Source organism: Stenotrophomonas sp. YJH_SMC_57 (assembly GCF_059369755.1).
Window position 1 is genome coordinate 76715 of the sequence record NZ_JCAFSZ010000003.1, and the last position, 22447, is coordinate 99161.

The window sequence follows — 22447 nt, forward strand, 5'->3', positions numbered from 1 at the left end:
ATTGCGGCCTCTGTAGAGTCGAGCAGGGCTCGACTCTACAAAAGGTGGGCGCTACGGCAACCGTTCAAAGCTGAACAGCCCTTCCAGCGCATGCTTCCGCCGCTCGATGCGGGCCCGCAGCAGCTGTGCGCCGATCATCGAGTAGGTGATGCCATTGCCGCCGTAGGCCATGGCGAAATGAACCCGGGGGCCCCACTGCGCGTGCGGGCCGAAGAACGGCAGGCCGTCCGCGGTCTCGGCGAAGGTGCCGGCCCAGGAGAAGGCCGGCACCGGATCCAGTCGTGGGAACCAGTGCAGCAGCTGTTTCATCAGTTTGTCGGCCTTGCGCTCTACGCGTCGGTCGCGGCGGGCGGGGATGTCGATGGCATCGTCCAGCCCGCCCACCAGCAGGCGGCGGTCGCCAGTGGCGCGCAGGTACAGATAGGGGCGGGCGCTCTCCCACACCATCGTGTTGCGCAGCCGGTCCAGCATGTCCGCATCGATCGGATCGGTGATGAAGGCGTAACTGCTGCGGTTGCGTGCAACCCGCTGTTCGAGCCAGCGCTGGTTGGCATAGCCCATGGCCAGCACCACGTGGCGGGCGTGGACGGTGGCGCCGGCCTCGGTCAGCGCACGCACACCTCGCGGGCCCGGCGCGAGCGTGTGCAGCACGCTACGGTCATGCACGTGGCCGCCACGCCGGCGCACGCGTTGCAGCAACCCATAGGTCAGCCGGTAAGGGTCGACCCGTGCCGCCTGGCGGGTCAGCAGCGCGCCACCGGCATCCACGTCGAAGCGTTCCCGCAGCGCCTCAGGGCCCAGCCAGCGCGCATCCAGGCCGATGCCGCGCCGCGCGGCACCCTCGGCCATCAGGCGTGGCACGTCGCGATGGCGGCTGGCCAGGTACAGGCTGTCCATGCGCTGGAAGTCCACGTCCTTCAGGCCACGCGTCACCTCGCCCAGGGCCGGGATCGCCTCCGCGCAGGCCCGGTAAGCCAGTGCAGCGGCGTCCTGCCCGTAGCGTTCGGTCAGTTCCAGCAGGTGGGTATCGATCTCGTACTGCAGCAGCGCGGTACTGGCGGCGGTGCTGCCCCAGCCGATGTCGCGCTGCTCGATCACCGCCACGTCGTGCCCATGGTGGGACAACTCGTCGGCGATCAGCGCACCGGTGATGCCACCGCCGACCACCAGCACGTCGCAGCGCAGGTCCTCCTGCAACGGCGGGAAGGCGTGTATCAGGCCGTTGCGTACCGCCCACCACGGGTAGCCACTCTTCAGGTCCATGCGCGGCGCTGCTCAGGCAGTGGGGTGGCCGGTGTGCGGGGTCTGGATCAGTTCGGACAGATCGAAGCCCTGCAGGCGAGCCGCCGCCAGATAATGGTCCTGCACGGTCGCGTCCAGCCGCGGCTCGCGCGCCAGCAGCCACAGGTACTTGCGGTCCGGGCTGCCGACCAGCGACACGCTGTAGTCCGGGGCGATCTGGATCACCCAGTAGTCGCCCTTGGCGAACGGCAGCCAGCGCAGGCCCTTGGGCAGGAAGCTCACTTCCAGGCGCGCGCTGTCGTTGTCGACGGCACAGGCCTCGCCACTGGCCTCCTCGATCTCGCCGTCCATGCGGCAGCGATTGGTGACGCCGACGTTGCCGTTGTCGAGCAGGGTGTAGTGCGCCGACACGTCGGTGCAGCCTTCCGGCTCGTGGCGCATCGGCAGGCGCGCGATCTCGTACCAGGTGCCCTGGTAGCGGGGCAGCTTGAGGTCGGCGACGGTCTTCAGCGGTGGGTGGTCGGTCATCGGCAGTGGTGGCAGGGGGGGGCCTCCACGATGCCGATGGCGTTGCCATGGGCGGGTGAAGCCGGGGCGATGGCCGTGTCCAGAACGTTCCGTCGCCCCGACGGAGTGCGCGTTGTCATCGGCGTGGCGGTATCCTGCCGCCAGCGCCGTGTTTTCCTGATCCAACCGAGGTGGAGGTGCCGATGTACCAGGTGATCCTGTTGAAGAGTGAATCCGCGTTCGCACGCGAGCAGTGGCCGCAGGTCGATGACCTGGTCGACTACGAAGGCGTGAGCTACAGCCTGCGCGCCGGCCCGCGCCAGCCGTTGCCGACCGACCATGACTGGCACCCGGTGGCGGTGTATGCGCCCGACGAGATCACCGAGGAAGAGTTCCAGGACTGGTACGCGCTGCAGCAGCCGACCGTGGAAGAGCTGCGGTTGAAGTACTGATGCTCGACGCTGCCGGGCCTGCCCACCCGCCCTTTATCGGCGGTGCCGTATAGTCGCGCGCAGGCGCGGTGGTCCGCGCGAACCGGTGTGGCTGGCGTGTCTTCTTTCCTGCGATCGATCCGTGCACGGGGCCCCTGGCTGGTCCTGCTGCTGTGCAGCGTCTTCCTGCTGTCCGCGCCGGTGCTGGCGCAGGACGAGGACCCCACGCCGAAGCAGCAACTGGCGGATATCGATGCGAAGCTGAAGGAAGTCGACCGCAAGCGTGGTGATGCTGCGGCCATCGAAACATTGGCCATGTTGTCCGATGACGCTTCGAAAGCGCGACGTGACGCCGAGGCGCTGGAGAAGTCGCTGCAGCCGCAGCTGGACCGCCTCGACGAGCAGCTGGCCCAGCTGGGCACGCCTGCCGAGGGCGCCACCGAGCCGCCCGAACTGGCGGCGCAACGGCGCACCCTCAACAAGCAGCGCGACGGACTGGCCGCATCGGTGGCCCAGGCGAAGACCAGTGCCGTGCGCGCCCAGCAGCTGGCGACCGATATCGACCAGCAGCGCGCCGCGCAACGTACCGAGGAGCTGGGGCAGAAGGTCGCCTCACCGCTGTCGCCTGCGCTGTGGAGCAAGGTGGCCGAGCGCCTGCCGATTGATATCGCACGGGTTGCGCCGTTGGCCGAGCAGGGACGCGATGCGTTCGTCGCCGGTATCCGCGCCAATGGCTGGGGCACGCCGTTGCTGGGCCTGGTGGCCGCGCTGGTGATGATGTTCCCGCTGCGGTTGTGGCTACGCCGCCTGGGGCGGCAGTTCGCTGCGTCCGACCGTGCGCCCGATGGCCGTCTGCGCCGTTCCGGGCTGGCCATGTGGTTGTTGCTGGTGGGCACGCTGCTGCCCGGCTATGCGGTGGTGGTGTTCATCGCCTCGCTCAACGCCATCGGTGCGATTGCGCCGCGCCTGCAGAACGTGGCCGACGGCGTGCAGCAGGCCACCTTCGCCGCCGCGTTCATCGCTGCGCTCAGTGCCTGCCTGCTGGTGCCGTCGCGGCCGTCGTGGCGGCTGCTGAACCTGGATGACACCGCCGCGCTGAAACTGCGCAAGTACGCCTGGGGCGCGGCAGCGTTGGCCTGGCTGAGCACGGTGCTGGTGGCCATCGACCGGGCTACGCGCACCAGCGATGTCACCACGGTGGCGCTGGACGGTGTGATCGCGCTGACCTACCTGGGCCTGATCATGGCCATGCTGGTGACGCTGGCGCGGCTGCACCGCCGGCAGACCGCCGAGGCCGAAGCCAAACTGGAAGCGCAGGCCGACGGGCAGGGCCCGAGCACGCCGGTGCGGCGCAGCAGCTGGCTGGTGCTGGCGCGCGTGGCAGGCAACATCGCGGTGGTGGCGGCCATTGTTGCGACGCTGCTGGGCTACGTGAATTTCGCCAAGTTCGTGAACCAGCAGCTGATCGGTGGCAGCATCGTGGTGCTGGCGGCGACCCTGTTGTTCAAGTTCGTTGATGATCTGAGCACCTGGATGCTCAATGCTGACAGCAAGGTCGGCCAGACCATCCTGCTCAGCACAGGGCTGAGCGTGTCGCGGCTGGAGCAGGCGGGCGTGCTGCTGTCGGCCATGTTGCGGAGCCTGGTGGTGCTGGTTGCGCTGCTGGCCCTTGCCGCGCCGTTTGGCAACGTTGGGACGATCGTCGAACGTATCGCCTCGCTGTCCAATGGTATTGAGATCAACAAGGACCTGACGCTGCAGCCCGGCCGCATCGTCACCGGCGTGCTGGTGCTGCTGGTGGGCATGGGGCTGACCCAGCTGCTGCAGCGCTGGCTGACCGATACCTATCTGCCCAAGACCGAACTGGATCTGGGCGCGCGCAACTCGATCAGCACCATCGCCGGTTACGTCGGCATCATCCTGGTGGGCCTGTGGGCGCTGACCGCGATGGGCTTGAACCTGAAGAACCTGGCGTTGCTGGTCAGCGCGCTGTCGGTGGGTATCGGTTTCGGCCTGCAGGCGATCATCCAGAACTTCGTCTCGGGCCTGATCCTGCTGGCCGAGCGCCCGGTGAAGATCGGCGACTGGGTGAAGCTGGGTGATCAGGAAGGCGACATCCGCCGCATCAACGTGCGTTCGACTGAGATCCAGGTGGGCGACCGGTCAACGCTGATCGTGCCGAACTCGGAGCTGATCACCAAGACGATCCGCAACATGACGATGGGCAACAACCAGGGCCGCATCCAGATCCAGTTCGCGGTGCCGCCCAGCACCGATGTCGGCAATCTGCGCCAGGCGCTGCTGGATGCGTACACCGCGCATACCAACGTGCTGAAGCAGCCGGCGCCGACGGTCTACATCGACAGCATTGCCGGTGGCCAGATCACGATGAACAGTTTCGCCTACGTGGCCAGTCCGCGGCAGGTCTACGCGACGCGCAGCGATCTGTATTTCAGCCTGCTGCAGATCCTGGCGGAGCGGAACATTCCGCTGTCGACCCCGACCGACATCCACATCACCCGCGATCCGCAGGAGTAGGGGGTTCTTTGCAGGGCTGCGCCCTGCACCCGCTACGAGCCGGAGCAACAGCAACGGCAACGGCAACAACGTGCATTCCGTGGGAGGGCGGAGTGGGTCCGGTTGCGGGGGACGCCGTAAATACGTCCATGTAGGCTTGGCCGCGGCATCCATGCCGCGGACACCCCCGCAACCGGACCCACCCCGCCTTCGACAGATTTCCGCGATCTGTCGGAAATGCTCTTGGGGTCAGATCCGCTTTCCGGAGGAGAACGGATCTGATCCCAGATTGATTTCGATATCTGAGAGACGTGTCGACCAAGGTCGACACCGCCCCGCCAACCCACGGACTGCCCGCTCTTGATGTTGCCGTTGCTTGCAGCAGGTGCAGGGCCGCAGGCCCTGCAAAGAACCCTACCCCCGCGGGCGGCTGCGCGAGGGCACCAGCGCGAAGGTATCCACCGCCAGCTTCTCGGCATGGTTCAACCACGCACGGATCTCCAGATCATCCACTTCGTGGTCCAGCCCGAAGGACACGTTGATCTTGCCGTTGGCATCAGGCTGAACCCACTGCTGGGCCAACACCACCTTGCGCTGCGAGGACACCGCCTCGATCCAGAAACCGCGATCCGGGCGCGTGCTCGCCACCAGCTGCAGCATGTACTGGCCGGCGCGGGTACGGCGGCCCTTCTGGGTGATCATGTGTGCCTGGCGCACGCTCGGGCGCGGGCCCTGGAAGGCGTCCAGCGGTGCATCCACCGCGATGCCGCCGCGCAGGTCATTGTCGCGGTAGAGCTTGATGCCGTTGTCGCGGTTGACCAGCAGGGCGCACCAGTCGCCGTCGGCCGAGCCGTCCTCGAACGCGGTGCAGCGGTCGACGTAGGCCAGGGTGTTGTCCGGGTTCGCGTCATCGAACTGGCGCGAGGTGTTTTCCAGATACACCGACTTCAGGCCCCAGTCCTTGTCGTACTCCAGCAGCACCGGTGGCTGCACGTGCTGCAGGCCGACCACTACCTGGTCATCGCCATCGATCTTCAGTTCGCGGGTCGGTTCGCCCAGCCACAGTGAACGCGCGAAGGCGAGGTACTGCGGATAGTCCCGGCCCCCCTCGCGGCGTGCGGCCACGCTGGCACTCGGTGCGCGCTTCTCATCCAGCAGCGAACGGCCGAAGCCCATGGTCTGCAGCTTCGGGTCGAGCAGGCTGAGCAGGGTGGCGCCGGAATCGAGCGTCGAACCGTCCTCCACCGCCAGCTGGCGCGGTGCCACGCCGTTGCCGAGGAACAGCAGCAGGTTCTCGCGCTTCTGCTGGGTCAGGATGTGGGTCAGATCGTTGGGCATCGCCAGGTGGTCGGAGGCGATCACGATCAGCGTGTCCTTGCCGTACGGGCTGGCCTGGATGCGCTGCACCAGCTGCGAGATCAGCCGGTCGCTGCACTTGAGCGCGTTGAGCATGTTGATGTTGCCGTACTGGCTCTGGTAGCGCTCGCCCTTGCACGACACCGGCAGATGGCCGGCGGGATGATGGGTGTCCATCGTAAGCGTGGTCAGCATGAACGGTGAGCCCGCACGCGAGAGCTGTTCGAAGCGCTGGTAGGCGGTATCCAGCAGTACGTCGTCATGCACGCCCCAGGCCGAGTAGTGGATGCGGCCGATCTTCTTCTGCTGCTTGAACCACGCCAGGTCGTGCACTTCATCGAAGCCGTGGCTGGCCAGGAACTGGCCCTTGCCGGCGAACTGGCCGTTGGCGCCGCCCAGGTAATGATTGGTGTAGCCCTGCTGCTTCAGGTAGTCGCCCAGGCACACGGCCTTGGGCAGGAAGCTGCCCATGCGGTCCATGCTGTTCTCGTCGCCCTGCGAGGTGGTCAGCGGCACGCCGCACATCGACGACACCAGGCCGGCGATGGTCCAGCCGCTGCCCTCGGCCGAGGCCAGCCCCCGCACATCCAGCGACTCGGAGGCCAGGCGGTTGAGGTTGGGCATCAGGCCCGGGAACACGTTCTCGTCCAGGTAGGTGCGCTCCAGGCTTTCGCCGTAGATCCAGACGATGTTGCGCGGGCGCTGCAATGGCTGCGTCGGCACCTGGTATTCGGGTGCGATACGGGCGAAATCGACCGGGCGCAGCTGCTGGTACAGGCGCTGGCCGTCGCGCGCCAGCGGGCTGATCATGATCGTGGCCACCCACACCGCCGCGAAGCCTGCAAACCAGGCAGCACCGTGGCCGGGCCGGCGCCAGCGCTTCACCCGCGTGGCAAACAACGGCAGCAGCGAGACCAGCGCCAGCACGATGAAACCGGCGATATAGCCCTTGAAGTCGGCGACACCGGCGCCTTCCATGTCGGCGCCCAGGTGGTACAGGGTGGCGGCATTGAGCCCGTCACCGGACAGCTTGTCGATCAACCACCACGCACTGAGTGCAAGCAGCAGCAGCGAGAACGCACCGGCCTTCCACCACACCCACCTGTCGGACGCGAGGAACAACCAGCACAGCAGCAACAACGACAGCAGCAGTATCCAGAGCATAGGCAGCTTCGGCAGTGACGGGGTGGTGGTGATGGACGTCGTACCGACGCGTGTCCATCCGACCGGCGCTGCCACAAGCACATCCACATGACAGGCCGATGACCCGATAGTGCATGCACGAACCTGACTGAAATGTTTGTTGAAATGACGCGCGCGGAATCACGCCCGCAAGGTAAAGCAGGCGTGAAAGGCTTCGTTGGATTGCATTAAAAACCGCATGAATACGGCGGTTTCAATGCATGCGCTAGCGGTGGCCGCGTTCCTCGCGTGCCCGCGCGCGACGATCGAACAGTAGCGCGCTGGTCACGATGCCCAATCCGAGCACCACGCCGATCAACAGCAGGATCAGCGCGATGAGCGGGTAGCCGAACAGGTGCCAGCCAGTGTCGATCTTCATCATCATCGCAGCGGCCATGATCAATGCGGCGCTGATGATGCCGGCCGCCACGCGGTTGGCGATCTTCTGCAGGTTCTCCATCAACCGTGATTCTTCCAGGCCGGTCACCTTCATCTGCAGGCGGTTCTCGGCCAGCAGCGCCATGATGTCCGAGAGCTTGCGCGGCCCATCGCGCAGCAGCTGCTGCAGCTCCATTGCTTCGCTGGCGATGTTGGCGGCCGACAGCGACTTCTTCAGGCGCGCGCGCATGACGTGCTGCAGCTGGCGCTCGACGATGCGGCGGGTTTCCAGCTCGGGCGCCAGCAGCCGGCACACGGTTTCCAGATTGAGCAGCGCCTTGCCCAGCAGGCTCAGCTCCGGCGGCGTGCGCAGGCCGCAGGCGGTGGCGATGCGCACCATGTCCAGCACCACGCGGCCCTCGGAGAAACTGCCGCTGGCGGCGTAGCGCGCAATCAACTGGCCGGTCTCGCGCAGGTAGCGCTCCTCGTCGAACGCCTCCAGCCGGGTGCTGATGCTGATCAGGTCGTCGGCCACTTCTTCGCCGCGGCCATCCACGGCGGCGAACAGGATCTTCAGCAGCCGCTCGCGCAGGCGCGGCGGCATGTGCGCGACCATGCCCAGGTCGAAGATCGCCAGCCGGCCATCGGGCATCACCCGCAGGTTGCCCGGGTGCGGATCGGCATGGATCTCGCCGTGCACGAAGATCTGGTCCAGGTAGCCACGGATCAGCGCCGCGGCCAGCGGGTCCATCGATTGCTCGGTGCGGCGCACATCGGGAATCGCGTCCACGCGCACGCCGGTAGCCAGCTCCATGGTCAGCACGCGCTGGCTGCTGTAATCCCACAGCGGTTGCGGAATCCACAGCCGGCGGAACGGCTTCAGGTGCCGGCCGAACCGGGCCAGGTTCTCGGCCTCGGCGTGGTAGTCCAGCTCCTGCATCAGGGTCTTGGCGAACTCGTTGAGCCAGTCGCGCAGGCGCACGCGGCGGCCCACCTGGGTCAGGTGGTCGGCAGCCAGCGCGAAGCTGCGCAGCGCCTCCAGGTCCGAGCGCAGCTGCGCGGCCACCTCGGGCTTCTGTACCTTCACCGCCACCTGCCGGCCATCGTGCAGCACCGCGCGGTGCACCTGCGCGATCGATGCGCAGCCCAGCGGCTCGGGATCGAACGAAGCGAACAGCTTGTTCACCGGCGCACCCAGTTCCTGCTCGACGATGGCATGGATGCGCTCGACCGGGATCTCGGCCACCTTTTCCTGCATGCGCTCCAGCGCTGTGGCGAATTCCACCGGCACCATGTCCGGTCGCGTGGACAGCATCTGGCCCAGTTTGACGAAGGTCGGCCCCAGCGCTTCCAGATCGCTGACGAACTGTTCCGGGTTGCCGTCGGCGGGCACGTCGGCCTGGCTGCTGGCAGCATCCAGGTTCATGCCCGAGAACACCCCCGAATGGCGGTAGCGCATCAGCAGGCGCAGGATCTGGCTGCGCCGGTTCATGCCCTTGACCAGCGGGGGATTGCCATTGGCGGTGGGCGGATTGCTCAAGCGACACTCCCATGCGACAAAGTTGGTAGTGCCGGCCGCTGGCCGGCAATGTCCAGATTCCGCAGTGTCGCCGGGGGGCGGTAGGCACGCGGTGAATCCGACCGCTTCCGCAGCGGCCCCGGTATCGGTCAGAATCCGCTCATTCCCTCACTTGGATGCCCCATGGCCGGTGCCAGCCTGTTCGCCCTGCTCGACGATATCGCCTCCCTGCTTGACGATGTCTCGGTGCTGACCAAGGTGGCGGCGAAGAAGACCGCGGGTGTGTTGGGCGACGACCTGGCGCTGAACGCGCAGCAGGTGACCGGGGTCAACGCCAACCGCGAGCTGCCGGTGGTGTGGGCGGTGGCCAAGGGGTCGCTGGTCAACAAGGTGATCCTGGTGCCGGCTGCGCTGGCGATCAGTGCGCTGGAGGCGTGGCTGCACAGCCGTGGCTGGAACGTGCCGCTGATCGTGCCGTTGATGATGATCGGTGGCGCCTTCCTGTGCTTTGAAGGCGTGGAGAAACTGGCACACCGCTTCCTGCACTCATCCGATGACGACGCCGAGCGCCAGGCCGAGCGGCGCAAGGCGCTGGCCGACGCGCAGGTGGACATGGTGGCGTGGGAGAAGGACAAGGTGAAGGGGGCGATCCGCACCGACTTCATCCTCTCGGCCGAGATCATCGTGTTGACCCTGGGCGTGGTGGCCACCGCGACCTTCACCAACCAGCTGCTGACGCTGGCGGTGGTCGCACTGGCAATGACGATCTTCGTCTACGGACTGGTGGCGGGCATCGTCAAGCTCGACGACGTCGGCCTGTACCTGTCGCGCAAGGGCGGCGCGATTGCGGCGTTCGGTCGTGGCCTGGTCGCCTCTGCACCGTGGCTGATGAAGTTCCTGTCGGTAGCCGGCACCATCGCCATGTTCCTGGTCGGTGGCGGCATCCTGGTGCACAACGTGCCGGCACTGCATCACGCGGTGCAGGCACTGGGCGGCGAGGGCCAGTGGGGCTGGCTGGTCAGCGCGGTGGGCAACATGGTGGTCGGCATCATCGCCGGTGCCATCGTGCTGGCGGCGGTGAGCGGCTTCCAGAAGCTGCGCGGGAAGTAAGCGGCGACGGGGTCCCCGGTGGAGGCCGGCCTTGGTCGGCGCTTTGTTTTTCGCGTGTGCCAACCAAGGTTGGCACCTACCTGGGCGGTTCACGGGGGCCGGGCGCTATCCCGCCTGCACCCGGTTCTTGCCTTGTCGCTTGGCCGCGTACAACGCATCATCGGCGCGCCGCAGCAGCGCTTCGGCGTCGTCGCCGGGCTGCCATTGGGCCAGCCCCGCACTGAAATGCACCGGCACACGCTTCTCCTGCACGGTCAGCACGCGGTGTGCCAGCGAGCGTTGCAGCCGCTGCACCGTGGCCATGCTGTCAGCGCCCTGGGTTTCCGGCAGCACCAGCACGAACTCGTCCCCGCCCAGCCGCGCGATGCCATCGGTGGCGCGCAGCAGCAGCTTGCATACGGACACCAGGTGCTGCAGCAGCGCATCGCCACCGGCATGGCCATGCGCATCGTTGGTCTGGTGGAAATCATCCAGGTCGATCACCGCCACGCCCAGCGGCGAGTTGTTGCGCGCGGCACGCGCCAGCTCGCGTTGCAGCAGCTCTTCCAGCCCGCGGCGGTTCAATGCCTGGGTGAGCGGGTCGATGCGCGCCAGATCACCGGCCGCGCGCAGTTCCTGCTCCAGCTCGGCGATGCGCTGCTCGGCACGCTCCACTTCCTGGCGGGCGTTGGCCAGGTGGTCGCGCGCCTGCGCGGCTTGCTGCTGCACCTTGCCGGTGTCGCGCATCACGTCCTGCAGCAGCTGGTTGAGGTCGGCGATGCTGCGCGCTTCGCGCAGCTGCAACGCGTAGCTGCCGATGCGATCGTGGTATTCGCCGGTGCTGGCAGCCATGCCATCCATGCGCTCGATGAACTCGCCCATCAGCCCGCGCATCGCTGCCTTTGAATCGTCGATGCCCTGGCGCAGCAGGCCTTGCTTGTAGATCACTTCGCGCAGCTCGGCGCGGGTGCGCTCGACGGCTTCGGCCTCCAGCGGCCCGTCCAGCAGCTGGCGTACCGCGGCGATCTGGCCCTGCAGCCAGCTGCGGTCGTCCAGCAGTTCGCTCACGTTCTCCAGCAGCAGCGCGAACAGCTCCAGCAGCAGCGCCTGCTGCTCCTGCCAGCTCTCCGCGCGCACGCCGACCTGGTGGCCGAGTTCGCGCACGCCCTGTTCAATCGGCTCCAGAGCGGTGCCCGGCTGCCACTGGCGCAGGCGCAGGGCGAGCGCCTGTGCCTGTTCGCGCAGGTCCGGGTCGTGCTGCAGCAGTGCGACCACCGCGCCGCCCAGCAGCAGCCGCAGCTGCTCGGACAAGCGCAGGCTTTCGGGCTGCCCATCTGGTGAATGCTGCTCGATGGTGCGGATGTACTTGTCGATCAACTGCCGCATCGCGCGCCCATAGCGCGGCCAATCGGCACTGGCCTGCGCCGATTGCAGGCGGTCGCCCATGTCGCCCAGCTCGCCGGGCAGGGTGGCCATGCCGTTGGCGAACGCGGCCAGCAGCGGCTCCGGTGCATCGGCGCCAGCAAACAGCTGCTGCAGGGCCACGCCACCGCCGCCCTGCAGCACCACGCGGTCGCCCAGCCCGTCATCCACCACCGCGCGCACGCGTGCCGGCGGCCCAAGGGCAGTACCGGGGGCGGGGCGGTGGTCGGGCTGGTCCGTCATGGAGCAAATCCTGGGGCTGGCAGGGACTGGTTCCAGCATATCGGCGCGGCCGCCGACGGCTTGAACGGCTAGGATGGGCGACAGGATGCCGCAGTGGAGGTAGTGATGCGCGTGATGCTGCTGGGGGCAACCGGCCTGGTCGGCGGGCTGGCCCTGCCGATGCTGCTGGAGGACCCGCGCTGCCGCGCGGTGGTGGCCCCTTCCCGGCGGGCGCTGACCCTGGCCCACCCGAAGCTGTACGCGCCGGTGCTGCAGTTCGACGCCCTGCCGGAGGCGCCCGACTGGGCGCAGGTGGATGCGGTGATCTGCGCGCTGGGCAGCACGATGGCCCAAGCGGGGAGCCGTGAGGCCTTCCACCGTATCGACCATGACTACCCGCTGGCGTTTGCGCAGCTGGCACGCGGCCAGGGCGCGCGCGCGTTCGTACTGAATTCGGCAGCGGGGGCCAATGCAGGCTCCGCGATCTTCTACAACCGGGTGAAGGGTGAACTGGAGCGCGATCTGCGCACGCTCGCGTTTGCTTCGCTCACCCTGGTGCGGCCAGGCCTGATTGGCGGGCAGCGGCAGCAGGTGCGCCGTGGCGAACACTTCGCCCTGCGGGTGCTGGGGGTGCTGGGGCCGGTGTTGCCGCGGGCGTGGCGGATCAATCCGGCCGAACGGATTGCCAGGGCGCTGGTGGATGCCGCGCTGGCTCCGCCGCCGGGCGAGCACGTGGTGGCATCCAGCGCACTGGTCGGCTGATGTCGCGTGCGCTGCGCCTGACCCAGCTGCTGCAGCTGCTGCGCCGCCATCGGCGGCCGGTGGCCGGGCAGACGTTGGCCAACGCGCTGGGCATCAGCCTGCGCACGCTGTACCGCGATATCGAGACCCTGCGCGAGCAGGGAGCCGACCTGCGCGGGGAAGCCGGCATCGGCTACCAGCTGGCGCCGAGCGATACCCTGCCGCCGATGACCCTGCCACCGGCTGAGATCGATGCATTGGTGCTGGGCCTGCGCTGGGTTGCGGCCCGTACCGAACCCGCGTTGGCCGAAGCCGCACGCGATGCCCTGGCGCGTATCGCGCATGTGTTGCCCGCAGCGCGGCGCGAGGCATTGCGTGACAGTGGCCTGCGGGTAGGCCCTTCGCGAACGGCGGCCAAAGTGCCGGCGGCGCGCCTGCAGGCCGTGCGCGAGGCGGTCAGTGCGCAGCAGCGCCTCAGGTTCGGTTACGAGGATGCGCATGGCCAGCGCAGCGAACGCATCGTCTGGCCGTTCGCGCTGGCCTACTTCGATGAAGTTCCGATGCTGGCTGCCTGGTGCGAGAGCCGCGAGGACTTCCGCCATTTCCGCCTGGACCGCATCCGCCAGGTGCGCGCGCCGCCGGTCGAGCAGTCACCAGGCTTTGCCCTGTTCCTGCTCGGCGATGGCGCCGCACTGGGCCTGTGGCAGCGCGATGACGTGCAGCCCCCCGTGTCTGCGCAGGCCGGTGCCGCCGAACTGGCGATGGTGGTGGACAACCCGGAAGCCGTGCAGCAGATGCACGATGCATGGCGCGCGCTCGGCGTGCAGATCCTGCAGGCGCCGGTAGCCCTGGAATTCGGACACACCTTCGTCGGTGCCGATCCCGATGGCCATCGCCTGCGCGTCTACAGTCGCGCCGAGGGGTTGGTCGCGCGCGATTGATCGCCCGCATTGTGTAGATCCACGCCATGCGTGGATACGGGCACAAAAAAACGCCGGGCAGTGCCCGGCGTTTTTCCAGATCATGTGCCAACCAAGGTTGGCACCCACCGATCAGCTGGCCAGCGCCAGGTCGTCCATCATCGCGCGCAGGAAGCGGGCCGCTTCACCACCGGTGGCCGCGCGGTGGTCGAAGGTGACCGACAGCGGGATCACCTTGTGCGCTTCCACGCCGCCCATCACCGGGGTCATCTGGTGGCGGGCACGGCCGGCACCGACGATGGCCACGCACGGCGGCACCACGACCGGGGTCGCGTAGCGGCCGGCGAACATGCCGAAGTTGGACAGCGAGATGGTGTAGCCGCTCAGTTCCGAGGCGGCGATCGAACGCGATTCCACCTGCTCGCGCAGGCGGTTGACGCCTTCGCGGATGCCGCGGGCATCGAGCATGTCGGCATTGCGCAGGGCCGGCACGAACAGGCCGTCGTCGGTGTCCACGGCGATGCCGATGTCCACCTGCGCGTGCAGGGTGCGGGTCAGCGCTTCACCGTCGAACCAGGCATTCATCGCCGGCACCTTCTGCGCGGCCACCACGATCGAACGCACCAGGCGTGCGGTGACGTCGTTGCCCGGCAGCCAGGCGTGGATGTCGGCATCGTCGTTCAGCGTGGTCGGCACGACCTTGCTGTGCGCGTCGGCCATCACGCGGGCCATGTTGCGGCGCACGCCCTTCAGCGGTTCCGGCTGGCCCTTGGCCACCACGCCCGGCGGCTGGGTGCGCATCGGCTTGCCGGCGGCAGACAGCGGCGTGCGCGCTTCGCTCTGCACCGGGGCCGATACCTGCGCCGGGGCCGGCGCGGCATAGGCAGCCGCGGCAACCGGTGCCGGGGTGGCGCCAAGCTTGGCGCTGCCGTTGGCGGCGGCCTGCTTGACGTCGGCCATGGTCACCGCGCCATCGGTGCCGGTGGCAGGCACGCGGCTCAGGTCGACGCCCAGCTTGCGCGCCATCGCACGCACGGCGGGTACGGCCTTGACGCCACCGACTGCCAGCGCCTGCTCGGCGTGCACGGCATTGGAGCTCTGCATCGCGCCGACCACGGTACCGGCGTCATCGCGCTCGGCAGCGGCGGGCTTGGCGGCTTCGGCAGCCACCGGTGCGGCAGCGGCCGGCAGCGGCGGCGGGGTCGGTGCGGCAGCCGGTGCGGCATGGCCATGGCTGTGGCCGGTGTCCTGGCCATCGGCACGCTGCGGCAGGTTCGGGTCCAGCTCGAAGCTGGCCAGCACCGAGCCGGTCGGGATGATGTCGCCGGCCACGCCGGACAGCTTCAGCACCTTGCCGGAGAACGGCGAGGGCACTTCGACGACGGCCTTGGCGGTCTCCATCGAGACCAGCGGCTCGTCCAGCTTGATCACATCGCCTTCCTTGACGAACCACTCGACGATGGTCGCGTCCGGCAGGCCTTCGCCCAGGTCGGGCAGGTTGAAGTTCTTGGTCTGGCTCATTTGCAGTTCTCTTCCAGCAGTTCCAGTTCGCGGGCCGGCAGCCAACCCGTCGCGCCATTGGCGCGCTCGGACCACCACCACCCACCGTGTTCGTGATGAAGCTTCACCATCTCGCCGCTCTCCACATCCAGCTCGCGGGCGTCGTAGTCGCACAGCGCTTCGGCGCGACCCTCGTCCAGCAGCTGCAGCCAGGCGATGGGCGCCCATCCAGCGCGCCCATCGTTGGTGCGTACCCAGGCAAACGCCGGCCATTCCTCGTCACGAACGCCTACTTCGACGATCTGGCCGGTGCGGAACCGGAGCGGGTTGGGATACTGGCTGCGGTAAGCCCCCAGAAGGCGGGCCCGCATGTCAGCCGGCCGCCACCGCGCGCTTGGCCGCAGCCACGATCCGCTCAACGCTCGGCAGGTACTTCATTTCCAGGCGGAACAGCGGAATGTGGGTGTCGTAGCCAGTGACGCGCTCGACCGGAGCCAGCAGGTCGTAGATCGATTCCTCGGCCAGGCGCGCGGCGATCTCGGCGCCGAAGCCCGCGGTCTTCGGGGCCTCCTGCACGATCACGCAGCGGCCGGTCTTGGCCACCGACTCGGCGATGGTGGCGAAGTCCAGCGGACGCAGCGTGGCCACGTCGATCACTTCGGCGCTGATGCCTTCGCCGGCCAGCTTGTCGGCCGCTTCCAGTGCTTCCTTCACCTGCGCGCCCCAGGTCACCAGGGTCACGTCGGTGCCGTCGCGCAGCACGAAGCAGACGTCCAGCGGCAGGGCTTCGCCGTCGTTGACGACCACTTCCTTGTACTGGCGGTAGATGCGCTTGGGCTCCATGTAGATCACCGGATCCGGCTCGCGGATCGCGGCCAGCAGCAGGCCGTAGGCGCGCTGCGGCGACGACGGCAGCACCACGCGCAGGCCCGGCACGTTGGTGAAGATGGCCTCGTTGGCTTCGCTGTGGTGTTCCGGCGCGCGGATGCCACCGCCCCACGGCACGCGCAGCACCATCGGGCAGTGCAGGCGGCCACGGGTGCGGTAACGCAGGCGCGCGGCGTGGCAGACGATATGGTCGACCATCGGGTACATGAAACCGTCGAACTGGGCCTCGGCCACCGGCTTCATGCCCTGCGCGGCCAGGCCGATGGTCAGGCCGGCGATGGTGGTTTCATCCAGCGGGGTGTCGAGGATGCGTTCGGAGCCGAAGCGCTGCTGCAGGCCGGCGGTGGCACGGAACACGCCACCGTTGACGCCCACGTCCTCGCCCAGCACCAGCACCGACGGGTCGTGCTCCAGCTCCCAGGCCAGTGCCTGGGTGATGGCTTCGATCAGGGTGATGGGGGTGGTGGTCATGCTCTGTTCTCCGCGCGCGACGGCGGCGCTGTCGGCGGCGTTGGTGTGCGCGCCGGGCGCGCCGTTCTTGATCTCATCCATGGCGCTGCTCCAGGGCGATCGCCTGCGCACGCTGGGCCAGCAGGTCCTGCGGTGGATCGGCGTAGAGGAAATCGAACATCGCCTCGACCGGCTGCACCGGCGTGTTGAGATACAGGTTCACTTCCTCGTCCACGCGCGTGCCGCACGCGGCGACCCAGGCGGTTTCTTCTTCCTCGCTCCAGACGCCGGCGTTGATCAGGTACTTGCGCAGGCGCAGCATCGGCTCGCGCTGCCAGGCATCCTTCACCTCGGCGTCGTCGCGGTAGCGGCGCGCGTCATCGGCGGTGGTGTGGTCGGACAAGCGATAGGTCATCAGTTCCAGCACGGTGCCACCGTCGCCGGCCAGCGCACGTTCGCGCGCCTGCTCCATGGCCGCCAGCACCGCGATCAGGTCGTTGCCGTCCACCTGCAGGCAGTGCAGGCCGCCGGCCAGGCCCTTCTGCGCCAGCGTCTCGGCACCGGTCTGGGCCGAACGCGGAACCGATATGGCCCAGCCGTTGTTGACGATGCACAGGATCAGCGGCAGCTTGTAGGCGCCGGCCGAATTCAATGCAGCATAGAAGTCGGTCTTGGAGCTGCCGCCGTCGCCGCACACCGCCACGGCGATCTGCGGTTCCTTGTTGAGCTTGAACTTCAGTGCGGCACCTGCGGCGTGCAGGCACTGGGTGGAGATCGGCACGCAGAACGGGAAGTCCTTGGCCGCATTGCCGCCGTAGTCGTTGCCGCGCTCGTCGCCGCCCCAGTACATCAGCACGTCGTGCGGACGTACGCCACGCATGAACATCGCGCCATACTCGCGGTAGGACGGTGCGAACACGTCGTCCTTCTGCATCGCGGCACCGATACCCACGTGCGCGGCTTCATGGCCCAGGCAGGCGGCGTAGGTGCCGAGCTTGCCGGTGCGCTGCAGCGCAATGGATTTGCTGTCGAACGTACGTACGAACAGCATCTGCTTGAACAGCGGTACCAGGACCTTGGGGTCGCGCAGCGACGCGGGCAGGTCATCGCGGACGAGCTTACCGTCCGCGTCCAGGTACTGCAGGTATTCGATCTTGAATTCAGCGGCAACCGTCATTGCGTACTGCACCTTCGACAGAGAAGTTACAAATGATATGAATCGCCATGTTAAGGAACGCGTACGGAATAGCCTTCCTGCGCCGCAACACGGCGAAGCCCTGTTTTACCCCTGCCGGCGGGTGGGGGGCCAATAACAACAACGTATTCAGTCGTTGCTGCAAAGCATCAGAATACGCCTCTGGCTGACTGGCTGCGCAACGGCCTGATCGGTTCCACGCGCAGCCCCGGCATCGGCCGATGCTCCACGGCCAACCGCACGGCCCGGTATGGACCCGGCGGCTGCCAGCGCGGCGGCAACGCGCTACCCTTGCCGCCCCCGATCTGGTCCCGCCCATGTCCGTCGACAACAACCAACGCGATCTCGAAGCCGGCATCCACACCGATCTGCAGGGGCGCCTGACCTATGGAGGCTACCTGCGGCTGGACCAGCTGCTCAGCGCGCAGCAGCCGCTGTCCAGTCCGCCGCACCACGACGAGATGCTCTTCATCATCCAGCACCAGACCTCGGAGCTGTGGCTGAAGCTGCTCGGCCACGAACTGCGGGCGGCGATCGGCTTCCTGCAGCGCGATGAAGTCTGGCAGTGCCGCAAGGTGCTGGCGCGCAGCAAGCAGGTGCTGCGCCAGCTCACCGAGCAGTGGTCGGTGCTGGAAACGCTGACCCCGTCCGAGTACATGGGTTTCCGCGATGTGCTGGGCCCGTCCTCGGGCTTCCAGTCGCTGCAGTACCGCTACATCGAGTTCCTGCTGGGCAACAAGAACGCGCAGATGCTGCAGGTGTTCGAGCACGACCCGGCCGGGCAGGCGCAGCTGCGCGCCGTGCTGGAGGCGCCGAGCCTGTACGAGGAATTCCTGAAGTACCTGGCCCGCTTCGGCCACGCCGTGCCGGCGGTGTACGAGACCCACGACTGGACCCAGCCGCACGTGGCCGACGACGCCCTGCAGCCGGTGTTCGAGCGCATCTACCAGGACACCGACCGCTACTGGCGCGAGTACTCACTGTGCGAGGACCTGGTGGACCTGGAGACTGCCTTCCAGCTCTGGCGATTCCGTCACATGCGCACCGTGATGCGGGTGATCGGCTTCAAGCGCGGCACCGGCGGCTCGTCCGGGGTGGGCTTCCTGGCCAAGGCGCTGGAGCTGACCTTCTTCCCCGAGCTGTTCCAGGTACGCACCAGCCTGCAGGCGGCGCCCCCGGCCGCATTGGGCTGATCCCCATTCAGCTTGAATCCCGGCCGGCGGCTGGATCGTTTCAGATGCAAGTTCAGCGAGCAGGCGGTGACCTGCCTCAAACGGCGTGTATTTGACGTGAACGCCAGAAGTCGGTGATCCTCGCGCGTTGCTCCACTGCACATCGGACGTGCTCGTCATCCACCGAACCAGGAAACCCGCATGAGCGTAAACGCCACTGCGAACACCCCAGAGCCGGCGCTGCCGGACTTCAAGACCACGCTGGGCCATCCGCGCCCGCTGTGGATGCTGTTCATGACCGAGTTCTGGGAACGCTTTGCGTTCTACGGCATCCGCTGGGCCTTGGTGCTGTACATCGTCTCCCAGTTCTACAACGGCAACGCTGCCGGTGAGGGCGACGCCAGCCGCATCTACGGTGCCTACCTGGCCCTGGTGTACGCCGCGGCGATCTTCGGTGGCTACGTGGCCGACCGGGTACTGGGCTACCAGCGCTCGATCCTGACCGGCGCGATCATCATGGCCGCCGGCCTGTTCATGATCTCGCTGCCGCAGGAGCACATCTTCAAGCTTGGCCTGGCCACCATCATCGTTGGCAACGGCCTGTTCAAGCCGAACATCTCGACCATGGTCGGCAAGCTGTACGGCCTGAAGGACGAGCGCCGCGATTCGGGCTTCACCATCTTCTACATGGGTATCAACATCGGCGCGATGATCGCCCCGGTGCTGACCGAGTATCTGGCCCGCAAGGTCTTCGGTACCTCGGAAATGCCGTCGTACAAGGTCGTGTTCATCGCCTCGGGCGTGGGCATGCTGATCTCGCTGGTGTGGTTCTACATCGGCCGCGCCGGCCTGAAGGGCATCGGTGCACCGCCGGCCGGCGCTGAAGGTTTCGGCCGCATCATCTTGGTGCTGGTCGGTGCCGTGGTCGCGATCCCGGTTGCGTACTTCCTGCTGGCCACCGGCGCCACTGCGCTGGCCTGGATCCTGGGCGCGATGTTCACCGCGCTGGCCATCCTGCTGCTGGTCGAGGGCATCCGCGAGGGCAAGGTGCAGCGCGACCGCGTGATCGCCATGCTGATCATCTTCGCGTTCAACGTGATGTTCTGGATGTTCTTCGAACAGGCCGGCAGCTCGTTCACCTTCCTGGCCGAGAACATCGTCAACCGCCAGATGGGTGACTGGACCTTCCCGACGGCCTGGTTCCAGTCGGTCAACTCGGTGGCCATCATCACCCTGGCGCCGATCATCGCCTGGATCTGGGTGGCCCTGGGTCGCGCCAATCCGTCGATTCCGCGCAAGTTCGGCCTCGGCCTGCTGTTCAACGGCGCCGCCTTCGCCCTGCTGATGTACGCGCTGTCGCAGATGGTCGTGGACGGCAAGATCCCGTTCTGGACCCTGTTCATGGTCTACGTCATCCAGTCGGTAGGTGAGTTGTGCCTGTCGCCGATCGGCCTGTCGATGGTGACCAAGCTGGCTCCGGTGCGCCTGGTCGGCTTCGGCATGGGTGGCTGGTTCCTGTCCACCGGCATCGGCAACAACCTGTCGGGCATCTTCGCCGGCGTGGTCAGTGGTGAAGGCGGCATGACGGTCGAGTCGGCCCTGAAGGGGTATACCTTCGGGTTCTGGGCCCTGATCGGCTCCGGCGTGGTGCTGTTCCTGATCGCCCCGCTGATCAACAAGCTGATGCACGGCGTCAAGTAATGATGAGAGGGTAGCTGGCATGCGTATGAAGCTCGGTAGTGCAGTGGTGGTGGTCTGTGCGGCGCTGATCGGCGCCTGTTCCCAACCGCAACCGCCTGCCGCCGCCGAGCCGACGCAGCCGCTGGACACCCGACCCACCGAGCCACCGGTCGCTGACCCCAGCGAACCGGTGGCCTCGGGCAACACCCCGGTGGCGGCGGACATCGCCGCCATCGCCGGGCTCGGCGCGCAGTTCGACCCGGCCCGAGACCCCGCCGATGACCTGGCCACCGCCAAGGTGGAAGCCCAGCGCGGCAAGAAGCGCATCCTGCTCGAGGTCGGCAACGCGGCCTGCGATCGCTGCCAGGCGCTGGACGAGCTGGTGGAAGGCAACGGCGACCTGCGCCGCTTCCGCGACGCCCACTACGTGTGGGTGAAGGTCAACGCCAGCGACGAACAGCCCAACACCGCCTTCCTCGCCCAGTTCCCGGAAATGGAGCGCGACTACCCGCACCTGCTGGTGCTGGACGCCGACGGCAGCCTGCTGGTGTCGCAGGCCACCGCCGAGTTGCGCCGGGGCGAAGCGTTCCAGCCTGTGCGTGTGAGCGCCTTCCTCAAGCAGTGGGCGCCTGACAAACCGGAATGAGGTCGCGCCGACCGCTGGCCGGCATGCTCGGTGGGTACCGACCGTTGGCCGGCACTGATACCGGCTCGCATCCACGCCCCGCGCGGATCTACTGCGCGCGCCGTCACACTCTCCGAATTGGCGTCTCAACTTCACCGAACGTACGCCGTTACCGGCAAGGACTTCAGTCGACGCTCCGTCGACACAACCTACCGGAACGCCCCATGCACAGCGACCACGCCGAACGATTGTCCGAAGCTGCCAGCGACCTGGCCGACGCTGGGGCAGGCGACGGCGTGACCCTGCCGCCGCAGGAAGCGCTGCTGGATGACGCGGGCACCGGCCAGGACGCCGTCGAACTGGCCCCCCCGCGCCACCGCCTGCCGCAGATCGCGCTGCCCGACAACGTGGTGCTGAAGGGTGCGGTGCAGAAGCTGGTCGAGCAGAAATCGCGGCTCGACGCGCTGGCTGCCGAGGGCCAGCTGGCCGGACTGCTGCCGCCGGAATGGCAGGGCCATGGCGTGCGCGCGATCGAACTGTCCACCTTCATCCAGGGCGTGCTGCCGTTCCTGCAGCCGGGCGAGCGGGGCGAGACCGCCCCGGCGCGGCTGCCGGTGCGCCACGTGCTGGGCGATGACAGCCGCTGGGGGCTGGATGATGTGTCCGAACCGAAGTCACTGGCCTGGTACCTGGCCAGTGACGAGCGCGCCACCGCCGGCAGCAAGGACGTGGCCGAGGCCTACCTGGTGGGGGCGCTGGGCCTGGCGTGGATGCAGGAAGGGCGCAGCCGCCCGGGTTTCCTGCGTGCGATGGGCCAGGACAGCCTGGCGGCACGGGTGACCATGCTGGGCTACCCGCCGGCCAACGAGCTGGCGCTGTACAGCGTCACCGCGCACGGCCAGCCGCAGATCTGGTGCGTGCATGGCCGTCGCCGCATGCGCCCGCTGGTGGCGCCGTGGCTGAGCGTGCCGCTGCTGACCGCTTACGGCGTGCCGGCACCGGTCGCGTGGCCGACCAGCTTCCCGCCGGTGGAGGCGGTTGCCGAAGTGCTGGCCACCGCCCGGCTCGGCCGCGCGCTGCCCGAAGTGGACCTGGGCAAGGTGGTGGCGAAGATCGCCGAAGACGCCGCATCCGAAGCCTGGCAGCCGGTCAGCCTGCTGCAGCTCAACACGTGGTCGCCGCGCTGGCACTTCTTCCTGGGTACCTTCGTCGGCCTGCCGTCACTGCTGCTGGTGGCCGCGGCGCTGGCACTGCCGGGGGCGGTCGAAGCGGCCACCGTCGCGGCGTCACTGGGCTTCGCCGGCGGCGCCATCGCGGCGCTGGCAGTGCCGTGGATCCATGCGCGGCGCAAGCACCTGAGCTGAAAAAGGGGACGGAGGGGATTAAGCCGCAATCAGCACACGTGTGCCTG

At 67.6% G+C, this 22447-nt stretch carries 16 protein-coding genes and 3 pseudogenes; 10 read left to right on the forward strand and 9 right to left on the reverse strand.

The annotated features are described in order from the left end of the window. Nucleotides 1–51: 51 nt before the first annotated feature. Together AC5P7U_RS04400 and AC5P7U_RS04405 are read right to left on the reverse strand one after the other, a co-directional pair. Nucleotides 52–1263, reverse strand: coding sequence for an NAD(P)/FAD-dependent oxidoreductase (locus AC5P7U_RS04400; RefSeq protein ID WP_197564023.1), 1212 nt, complete (start codon nt 1261–1263; stop codon nt 52–54). 12 nt (nt 1264–1275) lie between these two features. Then, entirely contained in the window at nt 1276–1770 is a 495-nt protein-coding gene (locus tag AC5P7U_RS04405) for a lipocalin family protein (RefSeq protein ID WP_197564022.1), read from the reverse strand. A 182-nt stretch (nt 1771–1952) separates the two neighbouring features. Here AC5P7U_RS04405 and AC5P7U_RS04410 point away from each other — a divergent pair, with 182 nt between their 5' ends. Continuing rightward, nucleotides 1953–2201 (forward strand): hypothetical protein, encoded by a 249-nt coding sequence (locus AC5P7U_RS04410; RefSeq protein WP_006474562.1) that lies wholly within the window; start codon nt 1953–1955, stop codon nt 2199–2201. A gap of 87 nt (nt 2202–2288) precedes the next feature. Then, complete coding sequence (locus tag AC5P7U_RS04415; RefSeq protein ID WP_197564021.1) at nt 2289–4718, forward strand: DUF3772 domain-containing protein; 2430 nt, start codon at nt 2289–2291, stop codon at nt 4716–4718. Nucleotides 4719–5111: 393 nt separating this feature from the next. Here AC5P7U_RS04415 and AC5P7U_RS04420 read toward each other — a convergent pair whose 3' ends face one another. Further along, a complete protein-coding gene (locus tag AC5P7U_RS04420; protein WP_197564020.1) occupies nt 5112–7217 on the reverse strand; it encodes a phosphoglycerol transferase I in 2106 nt (701 codons plus the stop codon). A 244-nt stretch (nt 7218–7461) separates the two neighbouring features. Continuing rightward, nucleotides 7462–9108, reverse strand: a pseudogene (locus AC5P7U_RS04425) (ABC1 kinase family protein); the annotation flags it as partial. 207 nt (nt 9109–9315) lie between these two features. Between AC5P7U_RS04425 and AC5P7U_RS04430 the strand changes: the two are divergent. Beyond that, nucleotides 9316–10242: a DUF808 domain-containing protein gene (locus tag AC5P7U_RS04430; RefSeq protein WP_006474503.1), complete on the forward strand. Its 927-nt coding sequence runs from the start codon at nt 9316–9318 to the stop codon at nt 10240–10242. Between the two features lie 105 nt (nt 10243–10347). On the opposite strand, the gene AC5P7U_RS04435 is transcribed toward AC5P7U_RS04430, so the two are convergent. Further along, entirely contained in the window at nt 10348–11886 is a 1539-nt protein-coding gene (locus AC5P7U_RS04435; protein ID WP_197564019.1) for a GGDEF domain-containing protein, read from the reverse strand. A 105-nt stretch (nt 11887–11991) separates the two neighbouring features. Between AC5P7U_RS04435 and AC5P7U_RS04440 the strand changes: the two genes are divergently transcribed. The 3 genes and pseudogenes from AC5P7U_RS04440 to AC5P7U_RS04450 form a co-directional block, all read left to right on the forward strand. Next, a complete protein-coding gene (locus AC5P7U_RS04440) occupies nt 11992–12627 on the forward strand; it encodes a Rossmann-fold NAD(P)-binding domain-containing protein (protein ID WP_197564018.1) in 636 nt (211 codons plus the stop codon). Then, nucleotides 12627–13238, forward strand: a pseudogene (locus AC5P7U_RS04445) (helix-turn-helix transcriptional regulator); the annotation flags it as partial. The gene AC5P7U_RS04440 and the pseudogene AC5P7U_RS04445, both read left to right, overlap by 1 nt. 3 nt (nt 13239–13241) lie before the next feature. Beyond that, nucleotides 13242–13547: pseudogene (locus tag AC5P7U_RS04450) on the forward strand (VOC family protein); the annotation flags it as partial. A 111-nt stretch (nt 13548–13658) separates the two neighbouring features. Here AC5P7U_RS04450 and AC5P7U_RS04455 read toward each other — a convergent pair. The 4 genes from AC5P7U_RS04455 to pdhA are packed head-to-tail and all read right to left on the reverse strand — an operon-like array spanning nt 13659 to nt 17541. Next, nucleotides 13659–15047, reverse strand: coding sequence for a dihydrolipoamide acetyltransferase family protein (locus AC5P7U_RS04455; RefSeq protein WP_197564017.1), 1389 nt, complete (start codon nt 15045–15047; stop codon nt 13659–13661). Beyond that, nucleotides 15044–15397 (reverse strand): SH3 domain-containing protein, encoded by a 354-nt coding sequence (locus AC5P7U_RS04460; protein WP_012512332.1) that lies wholly within the window; start codon nt 15395–15397, stop codon nt 15044–15046. Before AC5P7U_RS04460 ends, AC5P7U_RS04455 begins: the two co-directional genes overlap by 4 nt. A gap of 1 nt (nt 15398) precedes the next feature. After that, nucleotides 15399–16466 (reverse strand): alpha-ketoacid dehydrogenase subunit beta, encoded by a 1068-nt coding sequence (locus tag AC5P7U_RS04465; RefSeq protein ID WP_006474353.1) that lies wholly within the window; start codon nt 16464–16466, stop codon nt 15399–15401. Further along, nucleotides 16459–17541, reverse strand: a complete 1083-nt coding sequence (gene pdhA / locus AC5P7U_RS04470) for a pyruvate dehydrogenase (acetyl-transferring) E1 component subunit alpha (RefSeq protein WP_006474350.1) — start codon at nt 17539–17541, stop codon at nt 16459–16461. The genes AC5P7U_RS04465 and pdhA overlap by 8 nt, the downstream gene beginning before the upstream one ends. Before the next feature lie 335 nt (nt 17542–17876). Between pdhA and AC5P7U_RS04475 the strand changes: the two genes are divergently transcribed. From AC5P7U_RS04475 to AC5P7U_RS04490, 4 genes are all read left to right on the forward strand, one after another. Then, complete coding sequence (locus tag AC5P7U_RS04475; protein WP_197564016.1) at nt 17877–18752, forward strand: tryptophan 2,3-dioxygenase; 876 nt, start codon at nt 17877–17879, stop codon at nt 18750–18752. Between the two features lie 180 nt (nt 18753–18932). Further along, a complete protein-coding gene (locus tag AC5P7U_RS04480) occupies nt 18933–20432 on the forward strand; it encodes a peptide MFS transporter (protein WP_006474291.1) in 1500 nt (499 codons plus the stop codon). A 19-nt stretch (nt 20433–20451) separates the two neighbouring features. Next, nucleotides 20452–21057, forward strand: coding sequence for a thioredoxin family protein (locus tag AC5P7U_RS04485; RefSeq protein ID WP_049456244.1), 606 nt, complete (start codon nt 20452–20454; stop codon nt 21055–21057). Nucleotides 21058–21260: 203 nt separating this feature from the next. Further along, nucleotides 21261–22400 (forward strand): hypothetical protein, encoded by a 1140-nt coding sequence (locus tag AC5P7U_RS04490; protein WP_197564015.1) that lies wholly within the window; start codon nt 21261–21263, stop codon nt 22398–22400. The last annotated feature ends 47 nt before the right edge of the window (nt 22401–22447 follow it).